Genomic DNA, 25,056 nt, shown 5'->3' with positions numbered 1-25,056 from the left:
CATGCTGCGGGTCGCGGACCTGACCGTACGGCAGCCGGACACCGGCCGTACGCTGCTGTCGCAGGTGTCCTTCGAAGTCGCGGCCGGTGAGTCGGTGGCGATCGTGGGCGAGTCCGGCTCGGGCAAGTCGCTGACCGTGCGGGCGCTGCTCGGGCTGCTGCCCGCCGGCCTGGAGTCCACCGGCCTGGTCGAGATCGACGGGCGGCGGGTCGACGACGACCCCAGGGCCAGGCGACGGCAGCGCGGCGGCACGGTCTCGCTGCTCATGCAGGACCCGTTCACGCTGCTCAACCCGCTGCGCCGGGCCGGGAAGCAGATCGCCGACGGCCTGCCCGAGGGCGCCGACCCCAAGACCGAGGTGCCGAGGCTGCTGGCCGAGGTGGGGCTGCCCGGCGAAGTGGCCGGACGGTACCCGTTCCAACTCTCGGGCGGCATGCGGCAGCGGGTGGGCCTGGCCTGCGCGCTGGCCGCCGCGCCGCGCATCCTGCTGGCCGACGAGCCGACCACCGCCCTCGACGCCACCACGCAGCGGGAGGTCCTCGCCCTCATCCGCCGCATCCAGCGCGAACGGGACATGACGTTCCTGCTCATCACCCACGACCTGCGCCTGGCCTTCTCGATGTGCGACCGGGTCGTGGTCATGTACGCGGGCCGGGTCATGGAGGTCGGGCGGGCCGCCGAGCTGCGGCAGGAGCAGCGGCATCCGTACACGCGGGCGCTGCTGGCCGCCGAGCCGCCCGCCGACCGGCGGCTGCCGGTCATCCCGTCCGTGCCGGGCTCGGTGCCGGCCCACGACGCGGTCGCCGGGCGTTGCGGGTTCGCCGACCGGTGCGCGTACGCGGTGGAGGAGTGCCGGACGGGCGTGCCCGGCCTGGTCGCCGTGCCGGGCGGGCAGGCGCGCCTGTCGGCCTGCGTACGGGCCGCCGCGCTGCCCGCCGCGCCGCCGCCCCCGCAGGGCGTGCCGTCGCCGCCGCGGACCGCCGCCAAGCCCCTGCTGGAGGTCGCGGGCCTGCGCAAGACCTACGCGGGCGGGTCGCGTCCGGCCCTGGCGGGCGTGGACCTGACCGTGGCGCCGGGCGAGGTCGTGGCCGTCGTCGGCGAGTCGGGGTCGGGCAAGACCACGCTGGCCCGCTGCGTCACCGGCCTGGAACGCCCCGACGCGGGCGTCATCACCCTCGACGGGCTCGACTGCTCCGACCACGCCGGTATGTCCCGCCAGGCCGTGCGCCAGGCCCGCCGGACCACGCAGATGATCTTCCAGGACCCGTACTCGACGCTCAACCCGGCGCGTACCGTCGGGGCGACGCTCAAGGAGGCCCTCGCCGCCGAGGGACGCCCCACGGACGTCGGCGCGCTGCTGCGCCTGGTGGGCCTCGACCCCGCTCTCGCCCGCAAGCGCCCGGCCGGCCTGTCGGGCGGCGAGCGGCAGCGCGTGGCCATCGCCCGCGCCGTGGCCGGCGAGCCCCGCCTGCTGGTCTGCGACGAGCCCGTCTCCGCCCTGGACGTCTCCGTGCAGGCGCAGGTGCTCACCCTGCTCGCCGGGCTCAGGGAACGCCTGGGCATGGGCCTGCTATTCATCACCCACGACCTGGCCGTCGTCCGCCAGCTCGCCGACCGCCTGTACGTGCTGCGGGCCGGCGAGTGCGTCGAGACCGGCGACGTGGACCGGGTGCTGGACGCCCCCGCGCACCCCTACACCCGCGAACTGCTGGCCAGCGTGCCCGACGGAAGCAGCCGCTGGCCCGGCTAGTCGTAGGAGATCAGCGTGAGCACCCGGCAGCCGCGCTCGCCGGTGGCGTAGACGTGGTCGACCTCGGCCCCGAACCGGACGGCGTCACCCTCGGCCAGCCGCACCGACCACGTGTCGCTCTCGACCGTCACCTCGCCGGACACCACGTAGGCGTGCTCCACGGACCCGTGCCCGTGGGCGCTCCTGGCGCTGCGCGTCAGCGGCGGCAGATCGCCCTCGGCCAGCTCGAACCGCCGCCGGTCGGCCGTGGCGAACAGGCTGCGCACGGTCGTGTCGCCCACGGTGACCGGCATGCCCTCGCCCCTGCGCAGCACCTCGGGCTCGGGCAGGTGGGTGCGGGTCAGCTCGGCGAACGTCAGCTCCAGCGCCGCCGCCAGCCGCGTCAGCACCTCGATCGTCGGATTGGCCACCCCGCGCTCGATCTGCGAGATCAGCGCCTTGCTCACCCCGGTCAGCTCGGCCAGCTCGCGGACGCTGAACCCGCGGGCCAGCCGCGTGCCGCGCAGGTTGCCGGCCAGCGCGCCGCGCACCCCGGCGGCCTGTCCGTTGGTCAACGCGAGTTCCTGCCGCACGTGGTGAGTCCTTCCTGTCCCGGCGTCCACCCCCATCATGCCCTGCGCGTCAGGCCACCTTGTCCAGGAAGCCGGACACCGCTGAGACGAACGCGGCCGGGTCGTCCACCCATGGGAAGTGCCCGGCGCCGGGCAGCGTCACCAGGGTGGCGTCGCGGAACAGGGCGGCGAAGGCCGGCGCGGACAGGCGGCAGGGGTGGGCGTCCAGGTCGCCGGTCAGCAGCAGCGCCGGCGCGTCCAGCGTGTCCAGCCCGGCCCTGACCTCCTCGGGCGTCACCGGGGACGGCGCGTAGAAGCCGTCCGCCGCGGCCTCGGCGCACTCGTCCTCGGCGCCGGCCGCGTGCGCGGCCGTATGCTCGGTCCAGGGGCCGTAGAAGAAGCGGTGGCGTTCCACGCCCTCGTCGGCCAGAAAGGCGGCCAGGGCGGCGGGGTGCCACGGCTCGTCCTTGCGCAGGTCCAGCCCGGCCTGCCAGTCCTCCTCCGTCGGCGGGAGGCCCGCGGCGACCGACGAGGGCGTGACCAGGCACAGGGATCTCACGCGGGCCGGATGCAGCCCGGCGTACCGGACGGCCACGTTCGCGCCCGCCGAGTGGGCCAGCAGGTCCATCCGGGCCAGTCCCAGATGCTCCCGCAGGGCCTCGACGTCCTCGGCCAGCCGGTCCCACCGGTACGTCCCGGGGTCGGTCGGGATCGCCGAGTCGCCGGTGCCCCGGCCGTCCAGCAGGATCAGCCGCCGGGGCAGGCCGCCGAGGTCGCCGAGGTAGCGGGAGGCGCGGCCCGGGCCGCCAGGCAGGCACACCAGCGGCTCGCCCGTCCCGTGTACGTGGTAGGCCAGCTCGGTCCCGTCGTGCGCGAGAAAGGAGGGCATGCGGTGATTATGCCGGGTGTCCCTGGTCGCCGGGAGGCGGCGGATCGTCGAACCGGGGCCGCTGCGGCGGGCCGCCGCTCACCGACCGCACGATCGTCGCCGCGACGTGGTGCACCTTGAGGTTGCGGTCCTGGGAGACGTTGCGCAGGATCTCGAACGCCTGGTGCGCGGTGCAGCGGCGCTGCGCCATGACGATCCCGAGGGCCTGGTCGATGACCGGGCGCGTGCCGAGCGCGTCCTTGAGCTGCGCCGCCACCTCCCGTGTGCGGGCCGCGTCGATCGCCACGTCGAACAGCACGCCGACCAGCGCGGCGCCCACCTCGGCCGCCGCGTGCGTGCGGGCGGCGAAGCCGTCCACGCCGGCCGAGTAGAGGTTCAGCGTGCCCAGCAGCCGTCCCTGGGAGATCAGCGGCTCGGCGTGCAGGCTGCGGACCCCGTGCGGCACCGGGCAGAAGGCTCCCCAGCGGGTCTCGTCGGCCGCGAGACCGGCCGCCGTGACCGGACAGCCGGTCTCGATCGCGTCGAAGCTCGGCCCCCGCCCGGCCGACGACTGCAGGCCGTCGAGCACCCTGGCGCGGGCATGCGCGCACGCCGCCGAGCGGATGCCACGCTCGGTGCACAACGTCACGCTGACCAGCGGAGAGTCGGGCATCGCGCGGGCGGCGACGACGACACTCCGTGCCAGCGCCCGTTCGAACTCGTCGATTCCGGCCGGAACAGCGGTCCTGTTCAACAAATCCCTCGCGCTTGGCTGCGGCTCACGCCTGCGACCAGACAGCCTGCCCCTCCAGCGGGGTTCTAAGCCCGCCCCGCCGGGGGATTTTGTCAGGCGAGGTAGCGGTCGATCTCGGCCAGGTAGGCGTCCTTCAGGTGGCGCGGAAGCCAGGTGATCTCGAACGCGTTGCGCTCCAGCTGGGCCAGCTCCTCCCGGGTCAGCTGCAGCTCGCCCTGCAACGCCACCAGGTTCTCGCTCACGTACCCGTCGAAGTACGCCGGGTCGTCGGAGTTGACCGTCACCCGCACGCCGAGCTCCATGAGCTTGCGGATGCCCTCGGACTTCATGGAGTCGGTGACGTACCCGTTGGAGATCGGGCAGCAGGTCAGGCCGATGCCGCGGGCCAGCACCAGGTCGACCAGCCGCTGGTCCTCCAGGATGTTGACGCCGTGGTCGACGCGGTCGACGCCGATCTCCTCGATCGCCTGGCGGATGTGCTCGATCGAGTTGTCCTGGTCGACGTCGCAGTGCATGGTCAGCAGGTAGCCCTCCTGCCGGGCCCGCTCGTACACGGCGGCGAACTTGGCCGGCGGGTTGCCCTTCTCGTCGGAGTCCAGGCCGATGCCGACGATCCACTCCTTGTACGGCAGCGACTCCAGCAGGGTCGCCATCGCGTACTCGGCCTGGAAGTCGCGCAGGAAGCACATGATGAGCTGGGCCCGCACCCCGAGCTGCCGGTCGGCGTCGATCAGCGCCCGCCGCAGGCCCCGGATCACCACGTCGAACGGCACCCCGCGCGAGGTGTGCGCCTGCGGGTCGAAGAAGATCTCGGCGTAGCGCACGTTCTGCTCGGCGGCCTTGCGCAGGTAGGCCATGGCCAGGTCGTAGAAGTCGGGCTCGGTGCGCAGCACCTGCATGCCCTCGTAGTAGACCTTGAGGAAGGACGGCAGGTCGTCGAAGGAGTAGGCGGCCCGCATCTCCTCGACCGAGGCGTAGGGCAGCGCGAGACCGTTCCGGCGGGCCAGGTCGAACTTGAGCTCGGGCTCCAGCGTGCCCTCGATGTGCAGGTGCAGCTCGCACTTGGGCAGCCCGGCGATGAAGTCCTTCATGATCAAACCTCCGTGAGGATGGGGTCGACGACCTCGAGCCGTACGCAGTCGACCAGCCCGAGGTCGGTGACGGCGTAGTCGGGGATCGCGGTGATCGACAGGAAGAACAGGTACATCAGCGGCGCCGGCAGCGTGCAGCCCAGCTCGCGGGCCAGGTCGTCCAGCCGCTCCTCCAGCACCGCCATCTCGGCGGCGGGCAGGTCGGAGACGATGCCGCCGACCGGCAGCGGCAGCAGCGCCCGCACCTCGCCGTCCACCACCACGGCCTGGCCGCCGCCCTGCTCGGCGACGGTGTTGACGGCCAGCGCCATGTCCTCGCGGGAGGCGCCCACGCAGATGATGTTGTTGTCGTCGGGGGCGGCGCTGGTGGCGATCGCGCCGGCCCGCAGTCCCATGCCGCTGACCATGGCGACCGGCTTGTTGCCGGTCTTGCCGTAGCGCTCGACGACCGTGACGAGCAGGGCGTCCTGCTCCACGGACGGCTCCACGACGCCGTCGGCCACCGGCAGCGTCACGTCACGCCGCCGGCGGACGAAGACCTGCTCGGTGAACCCCAGGGTCAGCACGGTCGCCTGGTCGCCCTCGGCACGCAGCACCAGGTCGTCGGCGGTGACCGGCTCGATCGGGAACGGCCGCACCGGGCCGCGCTCGGGGGCGGGCGTCGGCGTGACCATCCGGCCGTCCCTGGCGGCGGGCACGCCCTTGGCGATCACCTCGCGGACCCGGAAGTCCTCCAGCGAGTCCACGATCAGCACGTCCGCGAACCGGCCGGGGGACAGGCTGCCCACCAGGTGGTCGATGCGGTACATCTCCGCGCAGTTCACCGTGGCCATCTGGATCGCCGTCACCGGGTCGACCCCCGCCGCGATCGCCATCCGGACGAGCTTGTCCATGTGCCCGCCCGCCAGCACGTCGGCGGCGTGCACGTCGTCGGTGCAGAACGCCAGCCTGCGGGAGCCGGCCAGGGCCACAGCCTTGATGTTCTCGTCGAGGAAGTGGGCGACGGACGACTCGCGGATGATGCCGTACATGCCGCGGCGCAGCTTCTCCAGCATCTCCTCGTGCGAGTACGACTCGTGGTCGAGCCGCACCCCGGCGGCCGCCAGCCCGCTGATCCGGCGCGGGTCGGACAGCGGCGCGCAGCCGAACACCGGCAGCCGCCGCTCCCGGGCCAGGTCGAGGGCCTCCATGACGGCGGGATCGGAGTGTTCCACCATCTCCTGGACGGTCTCCCAGATACCCACACATTCCGGCCATTCGTGGGCGATCCTGTGCTCAGCCGGGCCGAACGGGTGCCCGACGGTCGACTCCGGCACGGTGTAGGGCGCCTTGGCGGGTGCACCCCACCAGATTCGCATGCCGGTCGCCGCCGACTCGTCCAGGAAACGCCGTACGCCCGGCAGTCCCTCGGCCACGAGGATCTGGTCCAGCCCCGACACCACGCTCGTCGTGCCGAACGGCACCACCAGGTCGGCGAAGCTGGTGACCGACAGCTTGCTGCACTCGATGTGCAGGTGCCCGTCGATCAGGCCGGGCACCAGGTAACCGCCCCGGGCGTCGATGACCTCGGTGTCCGGGCCGCGCTCCAGCACCGGCTCGACGGCGGCGATCCGGCCGCCCACGATGCCGATCTCGGCCGGATAGAGCTCGCCGGTCAGCACGTTGACGAGCGTGCCGCCCGTGATGATCGTGTCCGCGGGCCGCCGCCCGTACGCCACGTCCAGCAGGTCGCGGTCCATCATGCCTCCACAGTCCGTACGGCGGGCCGGGGCACGAGCAGCGCGTACGCCGCGCCCGCCACCAGGAAGCCCGCGAAGATGCTGAAGTCGCTGCCGCCGGTCGCCTCCGACAGCGGCCCGACGAAGACGGCCGAGTTGATCCACAGGGCCGCCGCCACCATGCCCAGGACCTGCGCGATGATCGCCGGCCACCGGACCTGGCCGGGCGCCTGCTCGTCGAACAGCGCCTCGGCGTCGTAGCGTCCCCTCCTGCGCAGCCAGTCGGTGAGGTAGACCCCGGCCCAGGGCGCCAGCCAGATGATCAGCAGCGCGAGGAAGTTGTTGAGCATGGTGTTGAAGTTGTTCGAGGTCACCGCCACGAACGTGATGATCACACAGAGCACGAGGTCGCCCACGACCGCCACCCAGCGCTTGACCTTGATCCCGGCCGCCTGGAGGTTCAGCCCCGAGGAGTACAGGTCAGTGGTGTTGACCGCGAACAGCGACACGATCGCCAGCAGCAGGTACGGCACCACGAACCACTGCGGCAGCGCGCTCGGCAGCCCCGAGATCGGGTCGGTGTTGTCCTTGACCACGGTCGCCACGGCCGCCCCGAGCGTCATCAGCAGCACGTACGGGACGAACCCGCCGAGGGCCGCGTAGCCGAAGACCGCCTTCTTGGAGGAGTTCGCCGGCAGGTAGCGGGAGTAGTCGCCGCCCAGCGGCCCCCACGACAGCCCGCCCGCCGACATGATCATTGCGATCGCCATCGTGAACGTGGCGAAGTCCGCCGACCCGCCGCCGCCACCGAGCTGCACCTTGGGCGCGATCAGGATCGCCATCAGGCCGAACAGCACGACGAACACCCAGGTGAAGTACTTCTGCGCCTTCATCACCGCGGCGTGCCCGATCAGCGGCAGCACGAGCTGGATCGCCGCGGCCACCAGGATGACCACGATCTTGAGGCCGAGCCCCTGGTCGCTCACCCCGGCCTGCTCCAGCAGCGACAGCGCCGCGAACGTGATGAGCACCATGCCGCCGGCCTCGAAGCCCACCATGTTCAGCCAGCCGAAGAAGCTGAGCGCACGGGCGCCCTTGGGGCCGTAGGCGGCCCTGGAGACCGCCATGGTGGAGGTGCCGGTGGCCGGGCCCTGCAGGCTGGTCAGGCCGACCAGCGGGAAGGACAGCAGGTTGCCGATGACGATCGCGATGACCGCCTGCGTGAAGCTGAGCTGGAACGCCGCCACGATGGTGATGCCGTAGACGAGGGTGAAGATGCCCATCGTCGTCCCGGACCAGAGGAAAAGCAGGTCACGCGGGCGGCCGTACCTTTCGCCGGCCGAGACCAGTTCGATCCCGCGTTGTTCCATGGCCCCTCCTGAGGGTCGCTGGTGTGTGCGCACACAGTGAACCGTAGGGGGATGACCTGGTGATTTATCCAGACATACGAGCGTACCGGGGGGCAGTTGTGCCCTGGCTACAAAGTGATCGCCAAGCCGACCGCGAACAGCAGCCCGTACGCCATCTGGAGCTTGCCCGTCTGCTGCAGGACCGCGATCAGCGCCGGCCCGACCGCCTTGCCCAGCACGGTCCTGATCGGGGTGACCGCGAGCGGCGCGGCCAGTGCCGCGAGCGCCGCCCACGGCGTGACCGCGATCATCGCCAGCGCCACGACGAACGGCACCACCTGGCACAACACGTACAGCGCCCGGGTGCGCTCGGCGCCCAGCACCACGGCCAGGGTGCGCTTGCCCGACGTGCCGTCCGTCTGGACGTCGCGCAGGTTGTTGACCACCAGCATCGAGCACGACAGCAGGCCCACCGGGATCGAGGCGAGGAAGGCCGTCCAGCTCAGCTGCTCGGTCTGCACGTACGCGGTGCCCATGACCGGGACCACGCCGAAGAACACGAAGACGGCCAGCTCACCGAGCCCGCGGTAGCCGTAGGGACGCTTGCCGCCGGTGTAGAACCAGGCTGCCGCGATGCACGCGACCCCCACCAGCAGGATCCACCACGCCCGCGTCACGACCACCAGCACGAGCCCGAGCATCGCCGCGACCGCGAAGCAGCCCAGCGCCGCCGTCAGCACCTGCCGGGGCGTGGCCGCCCGCGAGCCCACGAGCCGCATCGGGCCGACGCGCTGGTCGTCGGTGCCGCGGATGCCGTCGCTGTAGTCGTTGGCGTAGTTGACGCCGATCTGCAGGGACAGCGCCACGAGCAGCGCCAGGACCGCGCGCCACCAGACGAATCCGCCGTCGCCGACCGCCACGCCCGTACCGACCATGACGGGGACTACGGCGTTGGGAAGGGTGCGCGGGCGCGCGCCCGCGATCCACTGACCGGGGGTAGCCATGCTGTCGAACCTCTAGCTGATATCCGTGGTGAGCCTGACCATGCGGATCGGACGGCCCATGTCGAGGACGCGTTCGGCCATGTCCTCGCCCCAGCCGGCCGACTCCAGGAAGCCGAGCACCGCGTAGTTGTCGGCGAACACCCACGTGACGATCTGGCGGAAGCCGTCCTCACGCAGGTAGTCGACGGTGGCGTTGAGCAGGCGGCTGCCGTGGCCGCGGCGGACGAAGTCGGGGTCGACCAGCAGCGTCAGCATCTCGGCGACCCTGCTGGGATCCAGGTCGGGATCCTCGGCGGGGGCGTGCGAGGCCAGCCCCACCACGCGCTCGCCGCCGCGCGGGGTCGTCAGCGCCGCGCTGCCGCCCGCGCCCAGGGCGGGGAAGCCCTCGGTGTCGAGGATGGTCTCCACCGCGACCAGCACCCGGTGCGTGGGGCTGGGCGGGGCGACGATCGCCTCGTCCCACTGGCGCAGCCACATCTTCTCGGCCGCCGGCCCCGTCATCTGCTCGAGTGGGCCTTCCGGGAGGAACTCCCGATATCCGTAGCGCCAGGCGCGGATCTGAGTATTCGCAACCTGAAGAACATCCTCGCGCCGGGCCGCCCGGACGCCTACGTCTGCCATCTCGGCCCGCTCCTTCGCCTGCCGTTCGTGCCACAAGGCACGAGTTACACCGTATCGGTGTTTGAGCCTTGGAGACGACGCGAACCCCGCTTCCTCGCCCGGTAAGCGCGTGTCTTGGTGCGGTCAGCGCATACCCGCATCGAACACCATGAGCGCGAACGATTCCCGGACGTGTCGATGAACGCCCGCTGACATGTTCCCACCCGCCCTGCTCCCGCACAGATCTTGAGCCGCTCCCGGGGGCGTCGGGCCTTGCCTCCGACCGGCGTGGCGCGGTCATCGGCCCCGCCCGCCCCCGGACCCGCACTCCATCGAGTGTCCGATCACGGCGCCTGCGAGTCCAGCGCCCGTCCGAGCCTTCGCACCCCCTCGGTCAGGACCTGCAGGTTGGCGGCGGCCATGTGCGTCACCCTGATCCGCGGGCCCGGCGGCTCCGACGGGTAGTACATGCGCCCCGGGCTCACCAGCGTCCCGTGCCGCCTGGCCGCCTCGACCAGCGCGTTCTCGTCCACATCCGGAGGCAGCCGCAGCCACAGGTGCAGACCGCCGATCGGCATCAGATGCACCTCCGCCCCCGGGACGTGGGCCGCCAGCGCCGCCGCGAGCGCGTCCCGCCTGGCGGCGATCTCGGCATGGACGGCGCCCAGATGCCTGCCCCAGGCCGACGAGCCCACGAACTCCAGCGCCGTCTCCTGCAACAGCCGCGCCACGAAGAACGACTCGACCAGCTGGGCGGCCCGCAGCCGGTGCGCGGCCGGCCCACGGGCCACGACCGCCGCCACCCTCAGGCTGGGGGAAAGGATCTTGGTCAGCGAGCCCACGTTGACGACGGTGCCGTGCGCGTCCATGGAGGCCAGTGACGGGGGAGCGGCGGGGGTCAGGTAGCGGGCGTAGTCGTCCTCGATCACGAACGCCCCCGCCGCCCTGGCCACCTCCAGCACCTGCGCGCGCCGGTCCGGGGGCAACGTCGCGCCCGTGGGATTGTGCAGGGTGGGCTGGCAGAAGAACACCCGCGCGCCGGTGACGGCGAACGCCTCGGCCAGCAGGTCCGGCCGTACGCCGTCACGGTCCATCGGCACGGCCGTGGCCCGCAGCCCGGCCGCCTTGGCCGCCGCCAGCGCTCCCGGGTAGGTGGGCGTCTCGACCAGCACCGGCGTGCCGGGGGCCGCCAGCGCCCTCAACGCGTGCGTCAGCGCCGCCTGGCCGCCGCTGACGATCAGCGCGTCCGCCGCCGTCACGTCACCCCCGGCCTGCCGGGCGAACCAGCCGCGCAGCTCGTGCAGGCCATTGAGCGGCGGCACGGCCCACACGTCCGGACGGCGTGCCGCCCGAGCGGCCGCCGCCGCGAGCTGCCTGTCCGGTCTCAGCCCAGGGTTCAGGTAGCCGCCGGTCAGCGGCACGACCTCCTCGGGCGGCTGGGCGAGCAGCGCCGCCACCGGCCCGTCGTCCACGACCCGGTCGCCGAGGGCGACCGTCTGCCAGGACAGGTCCACGGGATCCTGCCCGCGGACGGCCTGGCGCGGCGCCACGAACGCGCCACTGCCCGGACGCGACACCACCCGCCCTTCGGCGGCGAGCTGGCCGATGGCGCGCGAGACCGTCACGGGGCTGACGTTGTGCCGCCGCATGATCTCCCGGCTGGACGGAAGCCGCGCACCAGGCCCCAGCCGGACGGCCTCTTCGCGCAGTATCGCAGCAATCTGAGCAATACTGCTATCGTTGGACATGAAAGACAAGGATAGCGCTATCGCCCACCCCGCAGTAGCACTCCCACCTCCCACCCCCGAAGAGACCATCACCGCACCTCACGGCATCACCCCCTCCAAGGGCACCGCCGGCGCGCCCGCGCCCCCTCCTGCGACCCCTGGGAGGATCAGCGCCGCATCTCGGCCCGCCACCTCCCAGGGGACCGGTGCGTCGAACGGCCCCGATGACCCACACCGCGCCTCCACAGGGACCACCAGCGGGCCCGCCACGCGCGCCCGCCAAGGGACGATCCTGGCCTTCCTGGGCGTCCTGGCCTTCTCCGGCAGCTTCCCCGGCACCGTCTACGCGATGCGCGGCTTCGACCCCTGGCTGGTCGCCATCGGCCGCGCCGCCGTGGCCGGCGTCATCGCGCTGATCTGCCTGAAAGCCGCCCGCATCCCCCTCCTCCCGCCCCGCCCTCACTGGCCCGCGTACGCCGTGATCTCCCTGGGCGTCGTCTTCGGCTTCCCGGTCTTCAGCGGCCTCGCCCTCGACCTGGGCGCCAGCACCTCCCACGCCGCCGTGGTCATCGCCCTGCTCCCCGCCGCCACCGCCGCCTGCGCCGTCGTACGGGCAGGCGAACGCCCCCGCCCCCTGTTCTGGGCCGCCTGCGCCGCCGGCGCCGCCGCGATCCTCGCGTTCACCCTCACCCGGGGCCAGGACGGCGCCGCCTGGCCCGACCTGCTCCTGGTCGGCGCCCTCCTGTCAGCCGCGCTCGGCTACACCGAAGGCGGCCGCCTGACCAGGACGACCCCCGGCTGGCAGGTGATCAGCCACGCCCTCGTCCTCTCCCTCCCCGTGACCGCCGTGATCAGCGCGACCCTGGCCGTCACCACCCCCGTCGCGCCGACCGCCCCCGCCCTCGCCGGCTTCGCGTACGTGGCCCTGATCTCGATGTTCCTCGGCTTCATCCCCTGGTACGCCGGCCTCGCCAGGGGCGGCATCGCCAGAGCCGGCCAGACCCAGCTGGCTCAGCCGCTGCTGACCCTCGTCTGGGCCTGGGTCCTGATGGGCGAACGTTTCGGCCCGGCCACCGTGGCCGCCGCGCTCGCCGTCCTGGCCTGTGTCGCCGTCACGCAACGCACCCGCTCGTAGGACGGACCTGGCAGGACGACGTACGCGCCGGGTCGCGGCGATGCTTGCATGGCGTGACGCCCCCACGCAGGATGGGAGTGGAGGTGTCACAACCATGGCGGACCTCACGATCCCGGAGGGTGGTTTCTGGCCCGCGCCGGAGATCCCGCAGCCCAACATCTACCCGATGGAATGGCGCGTGGAGACGGAGAAACTCGCGGCCATCTACGAGAAGTCCAAGCGCAAACTCTGGAACCCCGCCGACCTCCCATGGGACGGCCTGAAACCAGAGGACTTCACCCGCGAACAGCGCCTGGGCATCATGTACTGGTTCGCCGTCCTCGCCAATTTCGACGCCTCGGGCCCGGCCGTCTTCGCCCGCGCCACCATCCAGGCTTTCGAGAAGCACGAGGAAGACCCGGTCAGGAAGTGCTTCTTCTCCATCACCCGCGACGAGATGAACCACGAGGAGTGCTGCCAGCGCACCATCGCCCGGCTGTGGCCCGGCGGCCCGCTCAGCTGGACCCCCGAAGACGATCTCGAAAGGGCCGCACACAACAACATCGGGTGGCTCTACCACAACGGCGGCCGCTACTGGAACGGCTACACCAGCGCCGTCGGGAGATACTCGCTCCCGGTCCTGTTCACGAGTTTCATGATGGGCGAGATGGCCGCGTCCACGCTGTTCAGGGGCATGGCCACGGGCACCCGGCATCCGGTGTTCGGCGAGATGTTCCACCGCATCGGCCTCGACGAGTCCCGCCATCTGCAAATCTGCATGACCATTCTGGAGAACGAATGGCCGGGCCTGACCGACGAGACCCGCGGCCTCATCACCCGCCAGCTCCGAGCCGGTTTCGTCTTCCTCTCCATGATTCTCTGGGAGCCTCCGGAAGGTTTCTGGGAACTGCCGCCGTACTTCCTCGACAATCACCGCGTCCTCATGGACCACGCCAGGGAGGCGGGCCTGGGCGTGCTCTCGTACGAGGAGCAGAAGGAGAACTGGCGCGTGGCCATGGCGAAGGTCCGCGCGATCGTCGAACGGTGGGGCATCGCCTTCCCCGCCATTCCCGAGCTGGACCTGGAAGGCGTCGAGGTGAACTTCATCGACCCGGAGGAGATCATCCCCGTCTTCTAGGATGCGCATATGTGGCCCCGCATCGACGGACTCAGAGTCCTCGCCCTCGGCACGCCCGGTGAAGTGCGTACCCTGCTGACCGATCTGACCCTCTCGGGCGCGAAGACCGCCACCGCCGGCCTGCTGCCCCTCGACTACGAGGCGGAAGGCGAGGAGGTCGAACACGTCGGCGAACACCTGATCCTGGTGAACGACGCCGGCGAGAAGGCCGCCACCATCGAGATCACCTCAGTGGCGCTGGTGCCCTTCGCCGAGGTGCCGTGGGAGTTCGCCGAGGCGGAAGGCGAAGGATTCACCTCGATCCAGCACTGGCGAGACGTCCACCACCGCTACTGGTCCTCCTTGGGCCACGAGGTGAACGCCACCTCCACAATCGTCTGCCTCCACTACCGCCTCCTGCCCTCCTAACCCCCTCACCCAACTCTCACGCCAGCTCCCTCCCCGCTACCGCTCCCCAGCCCCGCACTCCTGGGTCGCGGTCATCCCCACACTGCTGTCACTGCTGAGCGCGTCATCCCAGGGGTGCCGTCACTCCCATTACGGCACCGCTGGCGGCAGCCGCCTCAACCTGGCTCTCACCTGTCCCCGCGTTTGTTCTCCGCTTGGCCCAAGCCCTGCACGCTTGGGTTGCGGTCGTTCCCGCACTGCTGTCACTGCTGAGCGCGTCATCCCAGAGCTGCCGTCACCCATGTCGGCCAGCTGGCGATAGCCGCCTCAACCCGGTTCTCGCCCGTCCCCGCGTTTGCTCCCTGCTTTTGTTCCCTGCTTCGGCCTCAGCTCCGCACTCTTGGGTTGCGGTCGTTTCCCCGCTGCTGTCGTTGCTGGGCGCGTCATTTCAGGGGTGCCGACACTCCCGTTTCGGCACCGCCGGCGACACCCGGCCCAACCTGGCTCTCACACATCCCCGCCTGCGTCCCCACCCCCGCTGCCCTCCGAACCATCGCCACCGCCCCCGACGAATGTCCCCTTCCCCTTGACCGTGTGCACGAGTCGCCGCCTACGCAGTTCCCGCACCACGTTCCTGACAGTTGACCGCGCCACATCGAACTCGGCCTCCATGGCGAGCTCGCTCATCACCGCCTCGCCGGCCCGCAGTTCACCTCGCAGAATCTGACCCTGGATCATCTCTGCGATCTGCACGTAGATCGGCACAGGCCCGTCTCGGTCGAGCATGCTCAAACCTTAGACGTCTGGATACAAGCAGATGAGCGAACCTCAGACCTGGGGCCACGACTCTTCGGGCGACACGTAACTCCCGCGCTGCGGCACGGTGTAGATCCACCCCTGCTCCCGCAACAACGCCATGGCCCGCCGTACCGTCTCCCGTGCCACGTCGTACTGCTGCACCAACGCCGTCTCACCTGGAATCGGCCGCTTGGGCTGGAACTGCCCCGCCTTGATCTGGTCAGCCACATCCGACGCGATCTGCCGATAGAGCGGCTCTTTCCGCTGCTTACGCGGAGCTTCGTCAGGTACGCCGACGAACGTCCCCTCACCCTGAACCGTGTAGATGAGCCCTTCCTCGCGCAACACGTGGATGGCCCGACGAGCCGTCGTCCGAGCGACCCCGAACTCGTTCTGAATGTCGGCCTCGCTCGGCACGGGATGCCCGGACGCAAGCCCCTCGACCCGCCGCCGAAGGATCTCCGCGATCTGCACGTAGATGTGGGTGTCGCCGTCGTAGTCCAGCACACCGGCAAGATAGACGAACCCGTACGAGCCCGCCCATATCCTCCTGTCTGATCAGACAGAGTCGTCTTTCTGTACAGGCGAGCGGATACAACCAGACGTATGCTCCAACCATGGCCGAACTTCCTGCGAACGACGAACACTGCTTCGGCACCCACCCCCCTGACCCCCACCCCCACCCCGAACTCACCCGCATCCGCTGGTATCCCATGCGCCCAACCGGCGAACACGTACGGGTCCAGGCCTACACCTGCGCCTGCCGGCCCACGTCCTACGAGCTCTGCCAAATCGGAGGCCAGTGCTTCATCCGCCGAACCCGGCGCACCCGCAAGGGCGTCTACGTGGACGAGAGCCTCCGAAGCTCCGTAACCAGGACCTCTCTGCTCTGGGCAATCCTGCTGGCCGTCGACCCCGTAGAACCCGGCCTACCCACCCCAGACCTCGCTCCGCGCACACGTGCGGGGGTCGCGTCCACGGATGTGGGTATGAGTCGATCTTCGCGTGATCCTGTATCTGCAGGTTAAGCGGTCAGTGTCTGCGGGACCGGGGCCGAGGTGGGTGTGTCGCCGGGGACGAGTCGCAGACGGGCTTTGGCCAGCAAGTCCAACCCCATGTAGCGGCGAGCTCCGACCCACTCATCGCTCTGTTCGGCCAGGACGGCGCCGACCAGCCGGACGATCGCGGCTCGGTCGGGGAAGATACCGACCACGTCGGTGTGGCGGCGGATCTCCTTGTTCAGCCGTTCTTGCGGGTTTTTCGACCAGATCTGTTTCCAGATCTCGCGCGGGAAGGGGGCGAAGGCCAGCAGATCCTCCCGAGCGGCGTCCAGGTGCTGCGCAGCGGCTGGATGCTTGGCCTCCAGCGCGTCCAGCACCCAGGCGTGCTGGGCGCGCACCGAGGCGGCCTGGGGTTGATCGAAGATGGTCCGCACCAGCGTGGCCACGAACGGCTGTGCGCTCTTGGCCACGCAGGTGAGCAGGTTGCGCAGGTAGTGAGTCCTGCATCGCTGCCGGGACGCGCCCGCCAGTACGGCGCCGATCGCCGAGACCAAGCCGCAGTGGCAGTCGGAGATCACTTACCGGCTGCACGCCGGACAGACCGCGGGCGACCAGGCCGCGCAGGAACGCCAGCCGGCCCGCGCCGTCCTCGCCGGTGGTGACCTCCAGCCCGAGGATCTCCCGCCGCCCGTCGGCATTGACTCCGGTGGCCACCAGGCAGTGCACGTTGATGATGCGGCCGCCTTCACGCACCTTCTGCGTCAGCGCGTCCAGCCAGAGGAAGGTGTAGGGGCCTGCGTCCAAGGCCCGGGTGTGGAAGGCTTCGACCTGCTTGTCCAGGATCTTGGCCATCTGGCTGACCTGGCTTTCGGAGATGTGCTTGATACCGAGTTGCTCGACCAGCTTGTCCACCCACCGTGTCGAGACGCCGAGCAGGTAGCTGGTGGCCACCACGCTGATCAGCGCCTGCTCGGCTCGGCGGCGGTGTTCCAGCAGCCAGTCGGGGGAGTAGGAGCCCGACCGCAGCTTCGGGATGGCCAGCTCGATCGAGCCTGCGCGGGTGTCCCACTCGCGGGTGCGGTAGCCGTTGCGCCGGTTGGTCCGCTCGTCACTGCGCTCGCCGTAGCCTGCCTCGCAGAGGCTGTCGGCCTTGGCCGACATCAATGCCTCGGCCATGGTCTTGACCATGGATCGCAACACGTCGGGGTCATCGGTCTGGATCTGCTTCGCCAACCACTGCGCAGGCGTCACACTGTTGTCTGCGGCCATCGCCTTGATCTCCTTCGTTGTTCGCACTCGAAGGATCACGCGATGGCCGTCTCCATTTCACGGCCGCCACGCTTGTGACCAGATCAAGCTCGTACACGGCCGAGCAGAGCGACGAGTGGGTTGAACCTCGCCGCTACATGAACTGGACATGCTGGCCAAAGCCCCATCCTCGGCGACACACCCTCCTCGGATACAAAATCACGCGAAGATCGACTCACACACTCACATGCCATGGGCGTGCCCCACATGCGCCGGCCATGTGAAAAGCACCCATTCTCCGGGGGCGTACCCTGATTTCGCCATCCGAGCCTTCGCCCAAGTCGGACTTTCCTGATTAACGCGCAAGCACCGGTATTCTCTCCAGCCAACCCGAGATGACAGAAGTAGGAGCCACAGTTCCAGAATGGCTTTGCGCGCCACCTTGGACACGGCACACTGTTCTTCGCGGCCATCACGTAGGCTCCTTCGTTCTCGGACAAGGCTCTAGAAGGAACACGGGATGGCCGTCACCACTCCTCAAGGCAACCAGCGTCTCGCCGAGCTGCTCAAGCCGGACCTGAAATCGACGCCCATTGCTCAGCGCCATCCCGTTCGAGCAGTCAAGCAATCCGCGACAACCCCGGCAAGGCGAGCCCCCGACTTGAGTCGGGGGCTCAAATCCGCGCTACGCGTCATCCTTCGCCAACAGGCGATCAAGTCTGAGCCCTAGATCGTTCAGCTGGAACCGAAGGCCCTCCAGCATCGTCATCGTCTCCAACAGGCTGGCGCTGCAGCCCTCGTCGAACCGCTTCCGGAGACGTGCGATCTCGAAGTTGAGGATCTCGAAGTCCTGACTGACCCCCGAGCGAACATCGACGATCTCAGCCCTCGCAGCAGCCAACCCGGCCAACACCGCGTCGTGGCTCCCCGAGCACGAACGAGTCTCCAACGCCTGCAGACGGAGTTGTAGATCGAGGATCTCCACCTCAACGTTCACGTACCCCTACCCCTTACCAGTGGATGACGGGAAGCTCGGCCCCGCACTGGCGCCGAGCTCACTTTGTGCGAGCACATATTGACAAGCCGTCCGCGCCCGCCGCGATCGCCGGCAAGCACCTCTGGAGTGGTTTTCTTCTCCCGACAGCTCGAGCTTGTTCCAGGACGTTCTCATCTGTCCGGCATGTCGGAGGAAAAAAGACCACCTCGATAAGAGGCAGATCGTGCATATGTGTTAGCCGGGATCACTCACCCACTCGCAGACACTTACGAAATTGCGACTCCAATTCAGGCCTGCCTGACGCCACCGCAACGCAGGCGTGCCGAATGGCTGGAACCAGACCATTCCCAGCCGTCCGGCTGATTGAACGCAATCCCGAAAGCAGTAGAACGCCCCGGCGTCACCCAGACGACCTGCTCCTACCGCTGATTCGTCCCTGGCCTCCCGCCACAACCCGCCCGAACATGGCCACATGACGATCACCTTCGTCACCGGAGCCAACAAGGGGCTCGGTCACGAGACCGCCCGCCGCTCATCGAACTCGGTCACACCGTGCTGCTCGGCGCACGACATCCCGAGCGAGGCACGCAGGCCGCCACCGCACTCGGCGCGCGCCTTGTCCGCATCGACGTGACCGACGACGCGTCCGTCGCCGCAGCGGCCGCCGATGTCGCCGCCCACGAGGGTCGAATCGACACTCTGATCAACAACGCCGGCATCCACGGTCCTTCCGGCGCCCCGCCACCTTGTCCGGCACCAACGCCATGAACCTCTTCGACGCCAACCTCGCCGGCGTGGTCCGAACAACCACAGCCTTCCTGCCGCCGCTACGCCGATCACCCGACCCGGTCATCATCAACGTCAGCAGCGGCATGGGCTCGCTCGCCCACACCCATGAACCGTCCCGGCCCGAATCATCGGCGATCGCGTCGCCCTACACCGCCTCAAAGGCAGCGCTCACGATGACCACTCAGTACGCCAAGGCCCTGCCCACATCCGCAGCAACGCCGCCGATCCCGGCTACACCGCCACAGACCTCAACGGCAACAGCGGCCCCAACCGTCACCGAAGGCACGGACGCGATCGTCACCCTGGCCACAGAAACGCCCGGCGCGCTCCGGACGCTTCGTCGACCGAACCGGCGAGATCACCTGGTCCTGAACCCGTCGGCCCAAGGGAGAGCGGCCCGCAACGAGCGCTCTGACACCCCACATCCAGTTCCATCACCACACGGTTCCATGCCATGCACCATGTCGACTCCTGTAGTCCCCGTGATCAGGAACAGGCCAGTCGACGTCGCCACAGCAGGCGCCCTACGCCAACAACCGACCGGCGCCTGCTGCCACCAGCACCCGGCCTCAACCCTTACGTTTCGCCATGTTGATCACTTCGGTGAGACGGAGTGCCAGGCTCGCCAGCACAGGATCGCTGACCTGTACCGCCCCAGCCCCCTCCTCACGCGCAGCCTCAACCGAGGCCCCGACGTCGTAGCTCATGACAGCGCCAGGATGCACCACAACATCCCCGCTCATGTGGCCAGCAGTGCCCTGTGCCGCCTGCACATCCCTGAGCAGACGCCCCCAGGTCCCGTCCGCCGACCAGCGGCGCTGCCGTTTGTAGACCGTGATCCAACATCCGAACCGATCCGGGAGACTGCGCCAAGGCGACCCGGTACGCGCCTGGTACAGCACCCCGTTGATCACCATTCGCTGCTCTCCGTGCCGCCGCCGCTCAACTGCACCGTCAGGCAGCAACGGCACCAGCCGTTCCCACTCCGCATTGGTCAGATCCGTATGGCGCAATTTATCCCTACCCTCGACTGCCATCTGCTCTCAGCCTCGTCACCAGGGCAATAAGGACGGCCATCGCAAGTCCCCTTCGAATAGCAACGATTCAAGGGGTGAAGGAGGCTTGCAATGGCCGCAGGAACCAGTGTGCCTTCTCCGTCATGGGCAGCGCAGCAGATCGGCAAGGATTGGCCAAAATTTCCAGGCGGACGCGGCAGGAGGTGTATCCCGTCAACGACTAATCCTCATGACCAACGTCTTGTGCTCAACAGACGCAATTCAAGAGGCAAGGGGCAAACCGGCGCAGAGTCCTTCGGCGGTGATGCTTAAAGCCTCAGATCTGGGCGAATTGCCTCGGTATCGCCGGGCCATACTTCCTCAATGGGCGCAGCTGTGAACTTTCGATTGCTGCCGACCGTCCAGAAGAATCTGGGCAAACGGTCCACTCTCGCGACCGGCTCGCTGATCGGCCAAATCTTATTCGCGAGAAGGAGAAGCGTGGTCCCGCACTCTCCGGGATGCGCGGGACCACGCCAAGGCGGGTCTGTTGGCTGGCCGACGTCCATTACAGCCTCAACTCGCGCCATTAGATTCTCATAACTGCCCCATGTGTTTCTCCTGTTCGACGCTATCGGCGGGAAGATTCCCTTTGAGCCTCCCGAGCTCGAATCTCCGCCGAGGTCCCAGATGAAGGTGATTTACATGGAGATCCGCCTCCAGGCAGCGTCCGTGATGATCAGATGGTCGAGGAGGCGTAGCCCAACTGTCTGAGCGGCCTCGGCCAGGCGTGCCGTTACTTCCAGATCGGCATCGCTGGGATCGAGAGAGCCTCCAGGATGATTGTGGGCAACGCCGAACATGGCGCCACCGGTGGTGAGCACCAGAGAGATGGTCTCCCGCACCGGCACCGTCGTGTGATCGGCGCCCCCCTCCGCCAGCACCGAACGCTTCAGTACGCCGCCCCGCGTATCGCACACCACCACGACGAAGCGCTCGTGCCCGAGGCCACGCAGTAAAGGCGCGCAGACCTCCGCCAGATCGGATGTGCTGGCGATGCGGGCCCGCGCAGGCTCCGACGCCGCACGTCGTACGAGGTGAAACGCCGCCGCCACCCGCGCGGCCTTGGCCGGCCCTATACCTCGCAGTCTGAGCAGCCGATGCGGGTCCGCGCGCCCGAGCGCATCGAGATCACCGCAGTGTTCGATGACTTGACTGGCCAGCTCCAGCGCGCTCGCCCCACGAAAGCCGGAACCGAGCAGGACAGCCAGCAGCTCCCGGTCGGCAAGCACCGCCGCGCCGCTCGACATGAGCCTCTCTCGCGGCCGATCGCGCTCGTACAGATCTTTGACTCGCATTCGCAACCTCCGCACCCGTTCTATCAACGAGGACCGACAATCTCAGCTCCTCAATTCCGGGCCCAAGAAGCGTGCAATAGACGGAGATATCACGCTTGATCTACGCGGACGGCAGTCGTGGATCTTCAGTGAGAGGAATGGGCGGCTTCGTATCCATTCGACGCGGGCTCTGCCTTCAGGCAGTGCGCTCGTATGGCGACATGAGGGTAATCACTCTCTGTTCGTCATGTGGTCGCCTACTTCTGAGTATGCCGTCTACCAGCATCGATGTCAGCTTCGGCAGTGTTGGGAACCAGACGATGGTCCCTGGCTTCGGCCGACGCCGGCGCCTCCAATTCCGCCACAAGCTCCGGGCCGTCCTTGTCATCCGAGAAAGCGCCAGAATGCCTGGCCTATCAGCGCCGTGCTAGGAGAAGGCGGGCGAAGATTTGAACCGCTTGTCTACCGTGTCCACGAGGCGCCTTCCTGGTCTCGATGCAGTGTCGATCATTAAATGGGCATTATCGGGATAATTCCGATAGAGGCAGTGCGGCTCGTCAGTCCCTGCTCAAGGATCTCGTCGACCGCGAGCCGCTCGCACCACGCTGAGGCTTTCATTTTGGGGCCGTTGAAGGCAGTTGCTGATACTCAGCCGGGACACATCTCGACTCGAGTCGTGCGTCGACGCCCGATGTCGCCGATCGAATGCCCGAGATCTCAGAGGAGCGTGACCTCGTCGGCACGCCGACGGCTCGCTGAGGCGGCCGGGTGTCGTCCCAGGTAGGGCGGCAAGCGCGAGCACAGGCGGCTTGCGCCACAGGACCTCGGCGTCGGGATCGGTGCCATGGCCATCGTCTCGACGTCGGTGCGCGTCTGATCGGAGTCGATCTTCAGGAACACGTCATCTACGCGCAGGGTTGCGGCTCGTCATGAGCAAGGACGACCTCGACCTGCTCCACGTCGGCCAGATCGTGGGGATGGCCACCGGTGCCGCCAGGTATTGCGCGTCCGCACGGCTGACTGCGTCCCGCTGCCTGGCCGTCTCGTCCGCAACGCCGGGAGTTGGCCGGTCGAGCAGTGAGACATTTCTCGTCTGAAGCGCACCTGGCGGTCCGACGGCGGAGCGCCCGACTTGATCAGACCCTTGAGAGGCTCCTGGTGGATGGGTCGAAATCAGAGCACTGTGGGAAGAATCGCGCGCTGCTTCACTGCGCCGCAGCATCCTTGTCCCGCAGCACCCTGCCCCACGTCGCCGACAGCATCCAGTGCCACCGCACCGCCGGCGGCTCACGATGGCACCCGGCTCGCAGGAATCACCGGTTCCGGCCCACGTGGGCAACGGCGACACTTACGCGCCCGGTCGCCGGCTTCCCCCATCGGCACCACCGTCGCCGGGCAGTACGTCGGTGAAAATTCGACCTGCTTTGCCCAACTCACATCTTGTGCGCCAATCGGCCATGTCAACGGGCGTCATGACGGAAGCTGGGGTGTCGCCTTCGGCTCCCTGAGACGTCGCTTCCCGAGTGACTGTTTGCGGGCAGGCGAGGCTCCAGGCGGCGAGGCGCGGCGCCGCCCGGAGCTCTGAATCCGGTCAGACGGGCATGCTGTACATCATTCTGAAGCGATCACCTGGAATGACGATGTCGCTCGTTTCCACAGGACGTTCGCCGGCCCAATGCGTACGTTCGACATGGAGAACGTGAACCCCTGCCGCCAGGTCGAGCGCGTCGCTCTCGGCCGGTTGGGGCACCCGGGTGTGGATGCACTCGACCACCTCAGTGATCTTTATGCCATGGGCGTACATTCTCGCGACCAGACTCCGGCGCTCCTCCTCGGTGTGGGCGACGAACGCCATCGGCTCGTAGGCGGTGACAAGCTGGATCGGCTTGCCGTCGCCGCGAAAGACGTAGTTCGTTCTGGTCAGCGTGGATTGTTCGTCGATGCGTAGGCGTCTGGCGATGTCAGGGCTGGCATCGGCTGGTTCGCTGTGCCAATCCCACGTCACGCGCCTGCCTTGCGACTGCAGGTCGGACGCGAACGGCGCGGGGTGATCCAGGAAACGCCATCGATGCAAGGGGGTCAAATTTGGACGGTCCCTAACGTAATGGCCTGAACCGACGCGGCCGATGATGAGACCTTCGCCCGCGAGTACGCGGAGAGCGTGACGGGCAGCGGTCTCGCCGACCTGGTACTTGCGGGTCAGCTGCGCCCGTGAGGGGATGGGCGCGCCTGGGGGGAGGGTGCCGTCGAGGATCTGCCGCCGGATGTCTTCGACGACACGCAGGTAGACCGGATCTGAGGTGGCCACTAGTCCATCCCTGGGGGTTCGTGTGAGGCGTTGCCCCATGTTGCCGTATTCGACAGGTAACCGACCGTCATCGATGACTGCTGGAGCCCCAACTTTGCGATGGTGAAAAATTATCGGAGAAACCCTGTAACGCTGATGTAAGGGACACCGATTCTCCGGTAGAGGTCGTCGATGTGTGTACCCCCGAGCACATATCGGCGACCTCTTCCAATGCGCGCGCCGTCGAGAGCGGCCGTTGCGACGAGTTCGTCCAGCCCATTTGGTACGTTGCGCACTGGTTTGCGGGTTTTCTGACCTGTTACTGACCGAATTCCCGGTTCCGCGGCTGAAGGTGCGATCGCAGCGAGCTGAGCAAGAGCCTGTCGGACGGGACCGTGGACCACGCCATGCTGCGAAGTCCATGCGCAACCGTGTGACAGTAAGTAGTCATACTGCTCGCAGGCATGGAGGAGTCACGCGCAGGACGAGGACGCACATGATCCGTGGCCTGCAACGGATCTGGTTTCTGGTGGGCCAGGAGAGCGGCTGATGAGAGTCGCAACACACGCAGAGCCGTCAGCCTCGGCAAGGTCTTGCCCGTGACTCAGCCCTCATGTCCGAGGGGCTGCAGAGCGACGCCACCTTGCAGGTGACTCCGCGATCGGTAGTCGGCGACAGCATCGGGGCCCTGTAGCTTCGAGGCCCTGTGTGGGCCGGCCCTCATGAAGGTCAGCTTTTCGGCCTGGCATCAAGCGGAGTGGTCCTCTGATATCGCAAAGAAGTGGCTGTGTTGGAGAGGGCCACCTTGTCCCTAGGTTGTGACCTTCCGCCCTCGTCTCGACTGTTGGCTCCGTGTGCCCTTCGGGGGCGGCGTTCTGAGGCCGTGCCTGTAAGGAGTCCATGTGATCAGCATTGACAAGCTCATGCCGTCCGACCGGGACGTCTGGGAAGACCTGTTCCGGTCGTACATCCACTTCTACCAGCGAGTTGAACCGGATGAGATGTACGAACGGGCCTGGCAGGAATTCCAGGCGGACTCCCGGATGCACGCCCTCGGTGCAAGGTTGGACGGGCGACTCGTCGGCATCACGCACTTCCTGGTCCATGCCAGCACCTCGGCCCCTGACGCCGACGTCTGCTATCTCCAGGATCTGTTCACCGCTGCCGATGTCCGGGGCAGGGGAGTGGGACGCAAGTTGATCGAGGCCGTCGCCGACTGGGCTCGTGATCACGGCTGCTCCCGGGTCTACTGGAACACCCATGAATCGAACAGCACCGCGCGCCGTCTCTACGACAAGGTCGCCGAGAACCGAGGCTTCATCAAGTACCAGATCGAACTGTCGAGGTAAGGACTGCCCGGAGGCTGTCGAAGTTTCCCCTTCGATCCCGTTCAGGGAAAGGGAGAACTCGAGGATTCGCCTGCTGGCCGGGTGATCGCAGGCGAAGCTCATCGGGTTGCACCAAGCGGTCGCCCTTGTAGCCTTGCCCCTCCGAAGGCCCGCGAATGAGGGCAAATGCCCCCGCGAGGCAGGCAAAGCGGGGTGGCGACGTCC

The 25,056-nt window shown here is 68.3% G+C and carries 22 protein-coding genes and 2 pseudogenes; 7 read left to right on the top strand and 17 right to left on the bottom strand.

Features of this window, described 5'->3' with window-relative positions:
- The first annotated feature begins 1 nt into the window (after window position 1).
- Window positions 2–1,750 carry an ABC transporter ATP-binding protein gene (locus ACWCSU_RS34265; RefSeq protein WP_449940728.1) on the top strand — a complete coding sequence of 583 codons (1,749 nt, stop codon included), beginning with the start codon at window positions 2–4 and terminating at the stop codon, window positions 1,748–1,750.
- On the opposite strand, the gene ACWCSU_RS34260 is transcribed toward ACWCSU_RS34265, so the two are convergent.
- From ACWCSU_RS34260 to ACWCSU_RS34215, 10 genes are all read right to left on the bottom strand, one after another.
- Window positions 1,747–2,322 carry a helix-turn-helix domain-containing protein gene (locus tag ACWCSU_RS34260; RefSeq protein ID WP_357694385.1) on the bottom strand — a complete coding sequence of 192 codons (576 nt, stop codon included), beginning with the start codon at window positions 2,320–2,322 and terminating at the stop codon, window positions 1,747–1,749. The genes ACWCSU_RS34265 and ACWCSU_RS34260 overlap by 4 nt on opposite strands.
- Before the next feature lie 49 nt (window positions 2,323–2,371).
- Window positions 2,372–3,190: an alpha/beta fold hydrolase gene (locus tag ACWCSU_RS34255; RefSeq protein WP_449940535.1), complete on the bottom strand. Its 819-nt coding sequence runs from the start codon at window positions 3,188–3,190 to the stop codon at window positions 2,372–2,374.
- 7 nt (window positions 3,191–3,197) lie between these two features.
- Window positions 3,198–3,923, bottom strand: coding sequence for a GAF and ANTAR domain-containing protein (locus ACWCSU_RS34250; RefSeq protein WP_449940532.1), 726 nt, complete (start codon window positions 3,921–3,923; stop codon window positions 3,198–3,200).
- 92 nt (window positions 3,924–4,015) lie between these two features.
- Window positions 4,016–5,014 carry an adenosine deaminase gene (locus ACWCSU_RS34245; RefSeq protein ID WP_357694379.1) on the bottom strand — a complete coding sequence of 333 codons (999 nt, stop codon included), beginning with the start codon at window positions 5,012–5,014 and terminating at the stop codon, window positions 4,016–4,018.
- 2 nt (window positions 5,015–5,016) lie between these two features.
- Window positions 5,017–6,756, bottom strand: coding sequence for an adenine deaminase (locus ACWCSU_RS34240; RefSeq protein ID WP_357694377.1), 1,740 nt, complete (start codon window positions 6,754–6,756; stop codon window positions 5,017–5,019).
- Window positions 6,753–8,102, bottom strand: a complete 1,350-nt coding sequence (locus tag ACWCSU_RS34235) for a purine-cytosine permease family protein (protein ID WP_357694375.1) — start codon at window positions 8,100–8,102, stop codon at window positions 6,753–6,755. Before ACWCSU_RS34235 ends, ACWCSU_RS34240 begins: the two co-directional genes overlap by 4 nt.
- Before the next feature lie 107 nt (window positions 8,103–8,209).
- On the bottom strand, window positions 8,210–9,085 hold the full coding sequence (locus tag ACWCSU_RS34230; RefSeq protein ID WP_449940527.1) for a 1,4-dihydroxy-2-naphthoate polyprenyltransferase: 876 nt from the start codon (window positions 9,083–9,085) through the stop codon (window positions 8,210–8,212).
- Window positions 9,086–9,097: 12 nt separating this feature from the next.
- The gene (locus tag ACWCSU_RS34225) at window positions 9,098–9,586 is read right to left on the bottom strand and encodes a GNAT family N-acetyltransferase (protein ID WP_357694371.1); all 489 of its coding nucleotides are present in this window, start codon (window positions 9,584–9,586) and stop codon (window positions 9,098–9,100) included.
- Between the two features lie 164 nt (window positions 9,587–9,750).
- Window positions 9,751–9,930: a CGNR zinc finger domain-containing protein gene (locus ACWCSU_RS34220; protein WP_449940727.1), complete on the bottom strand. Its 180-nt coding sequence runs from the start codon at window positions 9,928–9,930 to the stop codon at window positions 9,751–9,753.
- 99 nt (window positions 9,931–10,029) lie between these two features.
- Complete coding sequence (locus ACWCSU_RS34215) at window positions 10,030–11,433, bottom strand: aminotransferase-like domain-containing protein (protein WP_449940525.1); 1,404 nt, start codon at window positions 11,431–11,433, stop codon at window positions 10,030–10,032.
- Here ACWCSU_RS34215 and ACWCSU_RS34210 point away from each other — a divergent pair.
- The 3 genes from ACWCSU_RS34210 (at window position 11,432) to ACWCSU_RS34200 (ending at window position 14,072) form a co-directional block, all read left to right on the top strand.
- Window positions 11,432–12,547: a DMT family transporter gene (locus ACWCSU_RS34210; protein WP_449940523.1), complete on the top strand. Its 1,116-nt coding sequence runs from the start codon at window positions 11,432–11,434 to the stop codon at window positions 12,545–12,547. The two genes, ACWCSU_RS34215 and ACWCSU_RS34210, sit on opposite strands and share 2 nt — an antisense overlap.
- 94 nt (window positions 12,548–12,641) lie before the next feature.
- Window positions 12,642–13,664: a hypothetical protein gene (locus tag ACWCSU_RS34205; RefSeq protein WP_364094119.1), complete on the top strand. Its 1,023-nt coding sequence runs from the start codon at window positions 12,642–12,644 to the stop codon at window positions 13,662–13,664.
- 9 nt (window positions 13,665–13,673) lie between these two features.
- Window positions 13,674–14,072 carry an ASCH domain-containing protein gene (locus ACWCSU_RS34200; protein WP_364094121.1) on the top strand — a complete coding sequence of 133 codons (399 nt, stop codon included), beginning with the start codon at window positions 13,674–13,676 and terminating at the stop codon, window positions 14,070–14,072.
- A 486-nt stretch (window positions 14,073–14,558) separates the two neighbouring features.
- On the opposite strand, the gene ACWCSU_RS34195 is transcribed toward ACWCSU_RS34200, so the two are convergent.
- From ACWCSU_RS34195 to ACWCSU_RS34180, 4 genes and pseudogenes are all read right to left on the bottom strand, one after another.
- Window positions 14,559–14,837 (bottom strand): GntR family transcriptional regulator, encoded by a 279-nt coding sequence (locus ACWCSU_RS34195; RefSeq protein WP_357694361.1) that lies wholly within the window; start codon window positions 14,835–14,837, stop codon window positions 14,559–14,561.
- Window positions 14,838–14,879: 42 nt separating this feature from the next.
- The gene (locus ACWCSU_RS34190) at window positions 14,880–15,356 is read right to left on the bottom strand and encodes a GntR family transcriptional regulator (protein WP_397042918.1); all 477 of its coding nucleotides are present in this window, start codon (window positions 15,354–15,356) and stop codon (window positions 14,880–14,882) included.
- Between the two features lie 517 nt (window positions 15,357–15,873).
- A pseudogene (locus ACWCSU_RS34185) lies at window positions 15,874–17,119 on the bottom strand (IS256 family transposase).
- Window positions 17,120–17,783: 664 nt separating this feature from the next.
- Entirely contained in the window at window positions 17,784–18,095 is a 312-nt protein-coding gene (locus ACWCSU_RS34180) for a hypothetical protein (RefSeq protein WP_357694357.1), read from the bottom strand.
- A 552-nt stretch (window positions 18,096–18,647) separates the two neighbouring features.
- Here ACWCSU_RS34180 and ACWCSU_RS34175 point away from each other — a divergent pair.
- Both ACWCSU_RS34175 and ACWCSU_RS34170 read left to right on the top strand, forming a co-directional pair.
- Window positions 18,648–18,863: an SDR family oxidoreductase gene (locus ACWCSU_RS34175; RefSeq protein ID WP_357694355.1), complete on the top strand. Its 216-nt coding sequence runs from the start codon at window positions 18,648–18,650 to the stop codon at window positions 18,861–18,863.
- A pseudogene (locus ACWCSU_RS34170) lies at window positions 18,860–19,012 on the top strand (short-chain dehydrogenase); the annotation flags it as partial. The gene ACWCSU_RS34175 and the pseudogene ACWCSU_RS34170, both read left to right, overlap by 4 nt.
- 441 nt (window positions 19,013–19,453) lie before the next feature.
- On the opposite strand, the gene ACWCSU_RS34165 reads toward ACWCSU_RS34170, so the two are convergent.
- From ACWCSU_RS34165 to ACWCSU_RS34155, 3 genes are all read right to left on the bottom strand, one after another.
- Window positions 19,454–19,921 carry a transposase gene (locus ACWCSU_RS34165; RefSeq protein WP_449940518.1) on the bottom strand — a complete coding sequence of 156 codons (468 nt, stop codon included), beginning with the start codon at window positions 19,919–19,921 and terminating at the stop codon, window positions 19,454–19,456.
- A 659-nt stretch (window positions 19,922–20,580) separates the two neighbouring features.
- On the bottom strand, window positions 20,581–21,237 hold the full coding sequence (locus tag ACWCSU_RS34160; RefSeq protein ID WP_449940516.1) for a JAB domain-containing protein: 657 nt from the start codon (window positions 21,235–21,237) through the stop codon (window positions 20,581–20,583).
- A 1,570-nt stretch (window positions 21,238–22,807) separates the two neighbouring features.
- The gene (locus tag ACWCSU_RS34155) at window positions 22,808–23,524 is read right to left on the bottom strand and encodes a GntR family transcriptional regulator (protein ID WP_357694351.1); all 717 of its coding nucleotides are present in this window, start codon (window positions 23,522–23,524) and stop codon (window positions 22,808–22,810) included.
- Window positions 23,525–24,405: 881 nt separating this feature from the next.
- Between ACWCSU_RS34155 and ACWCSU_RS34150 the strand changes: the two genes are divergently transcribed.
- Complete coding sequence (locus tag ACWCSU_RS34150; RefSeq protein WP_449940513.1) at window positions 24,406–24,852, top strand: GNAT family N-acetyltransferase; 447 nt, start codon at window positions 24,406–24,408, stop codon at window positions 24,850–24,852.
- Window positions 24,853–25,056 lie beyond the last annotated feature (204 nt).

The sequence above is a fragment of the Nonomuraea sp. NPDC001699 genome, from assembly GCF_053596455.1.
This window is presented reverse-complemented; position numbering and strand designations above follow the sequence as displayed.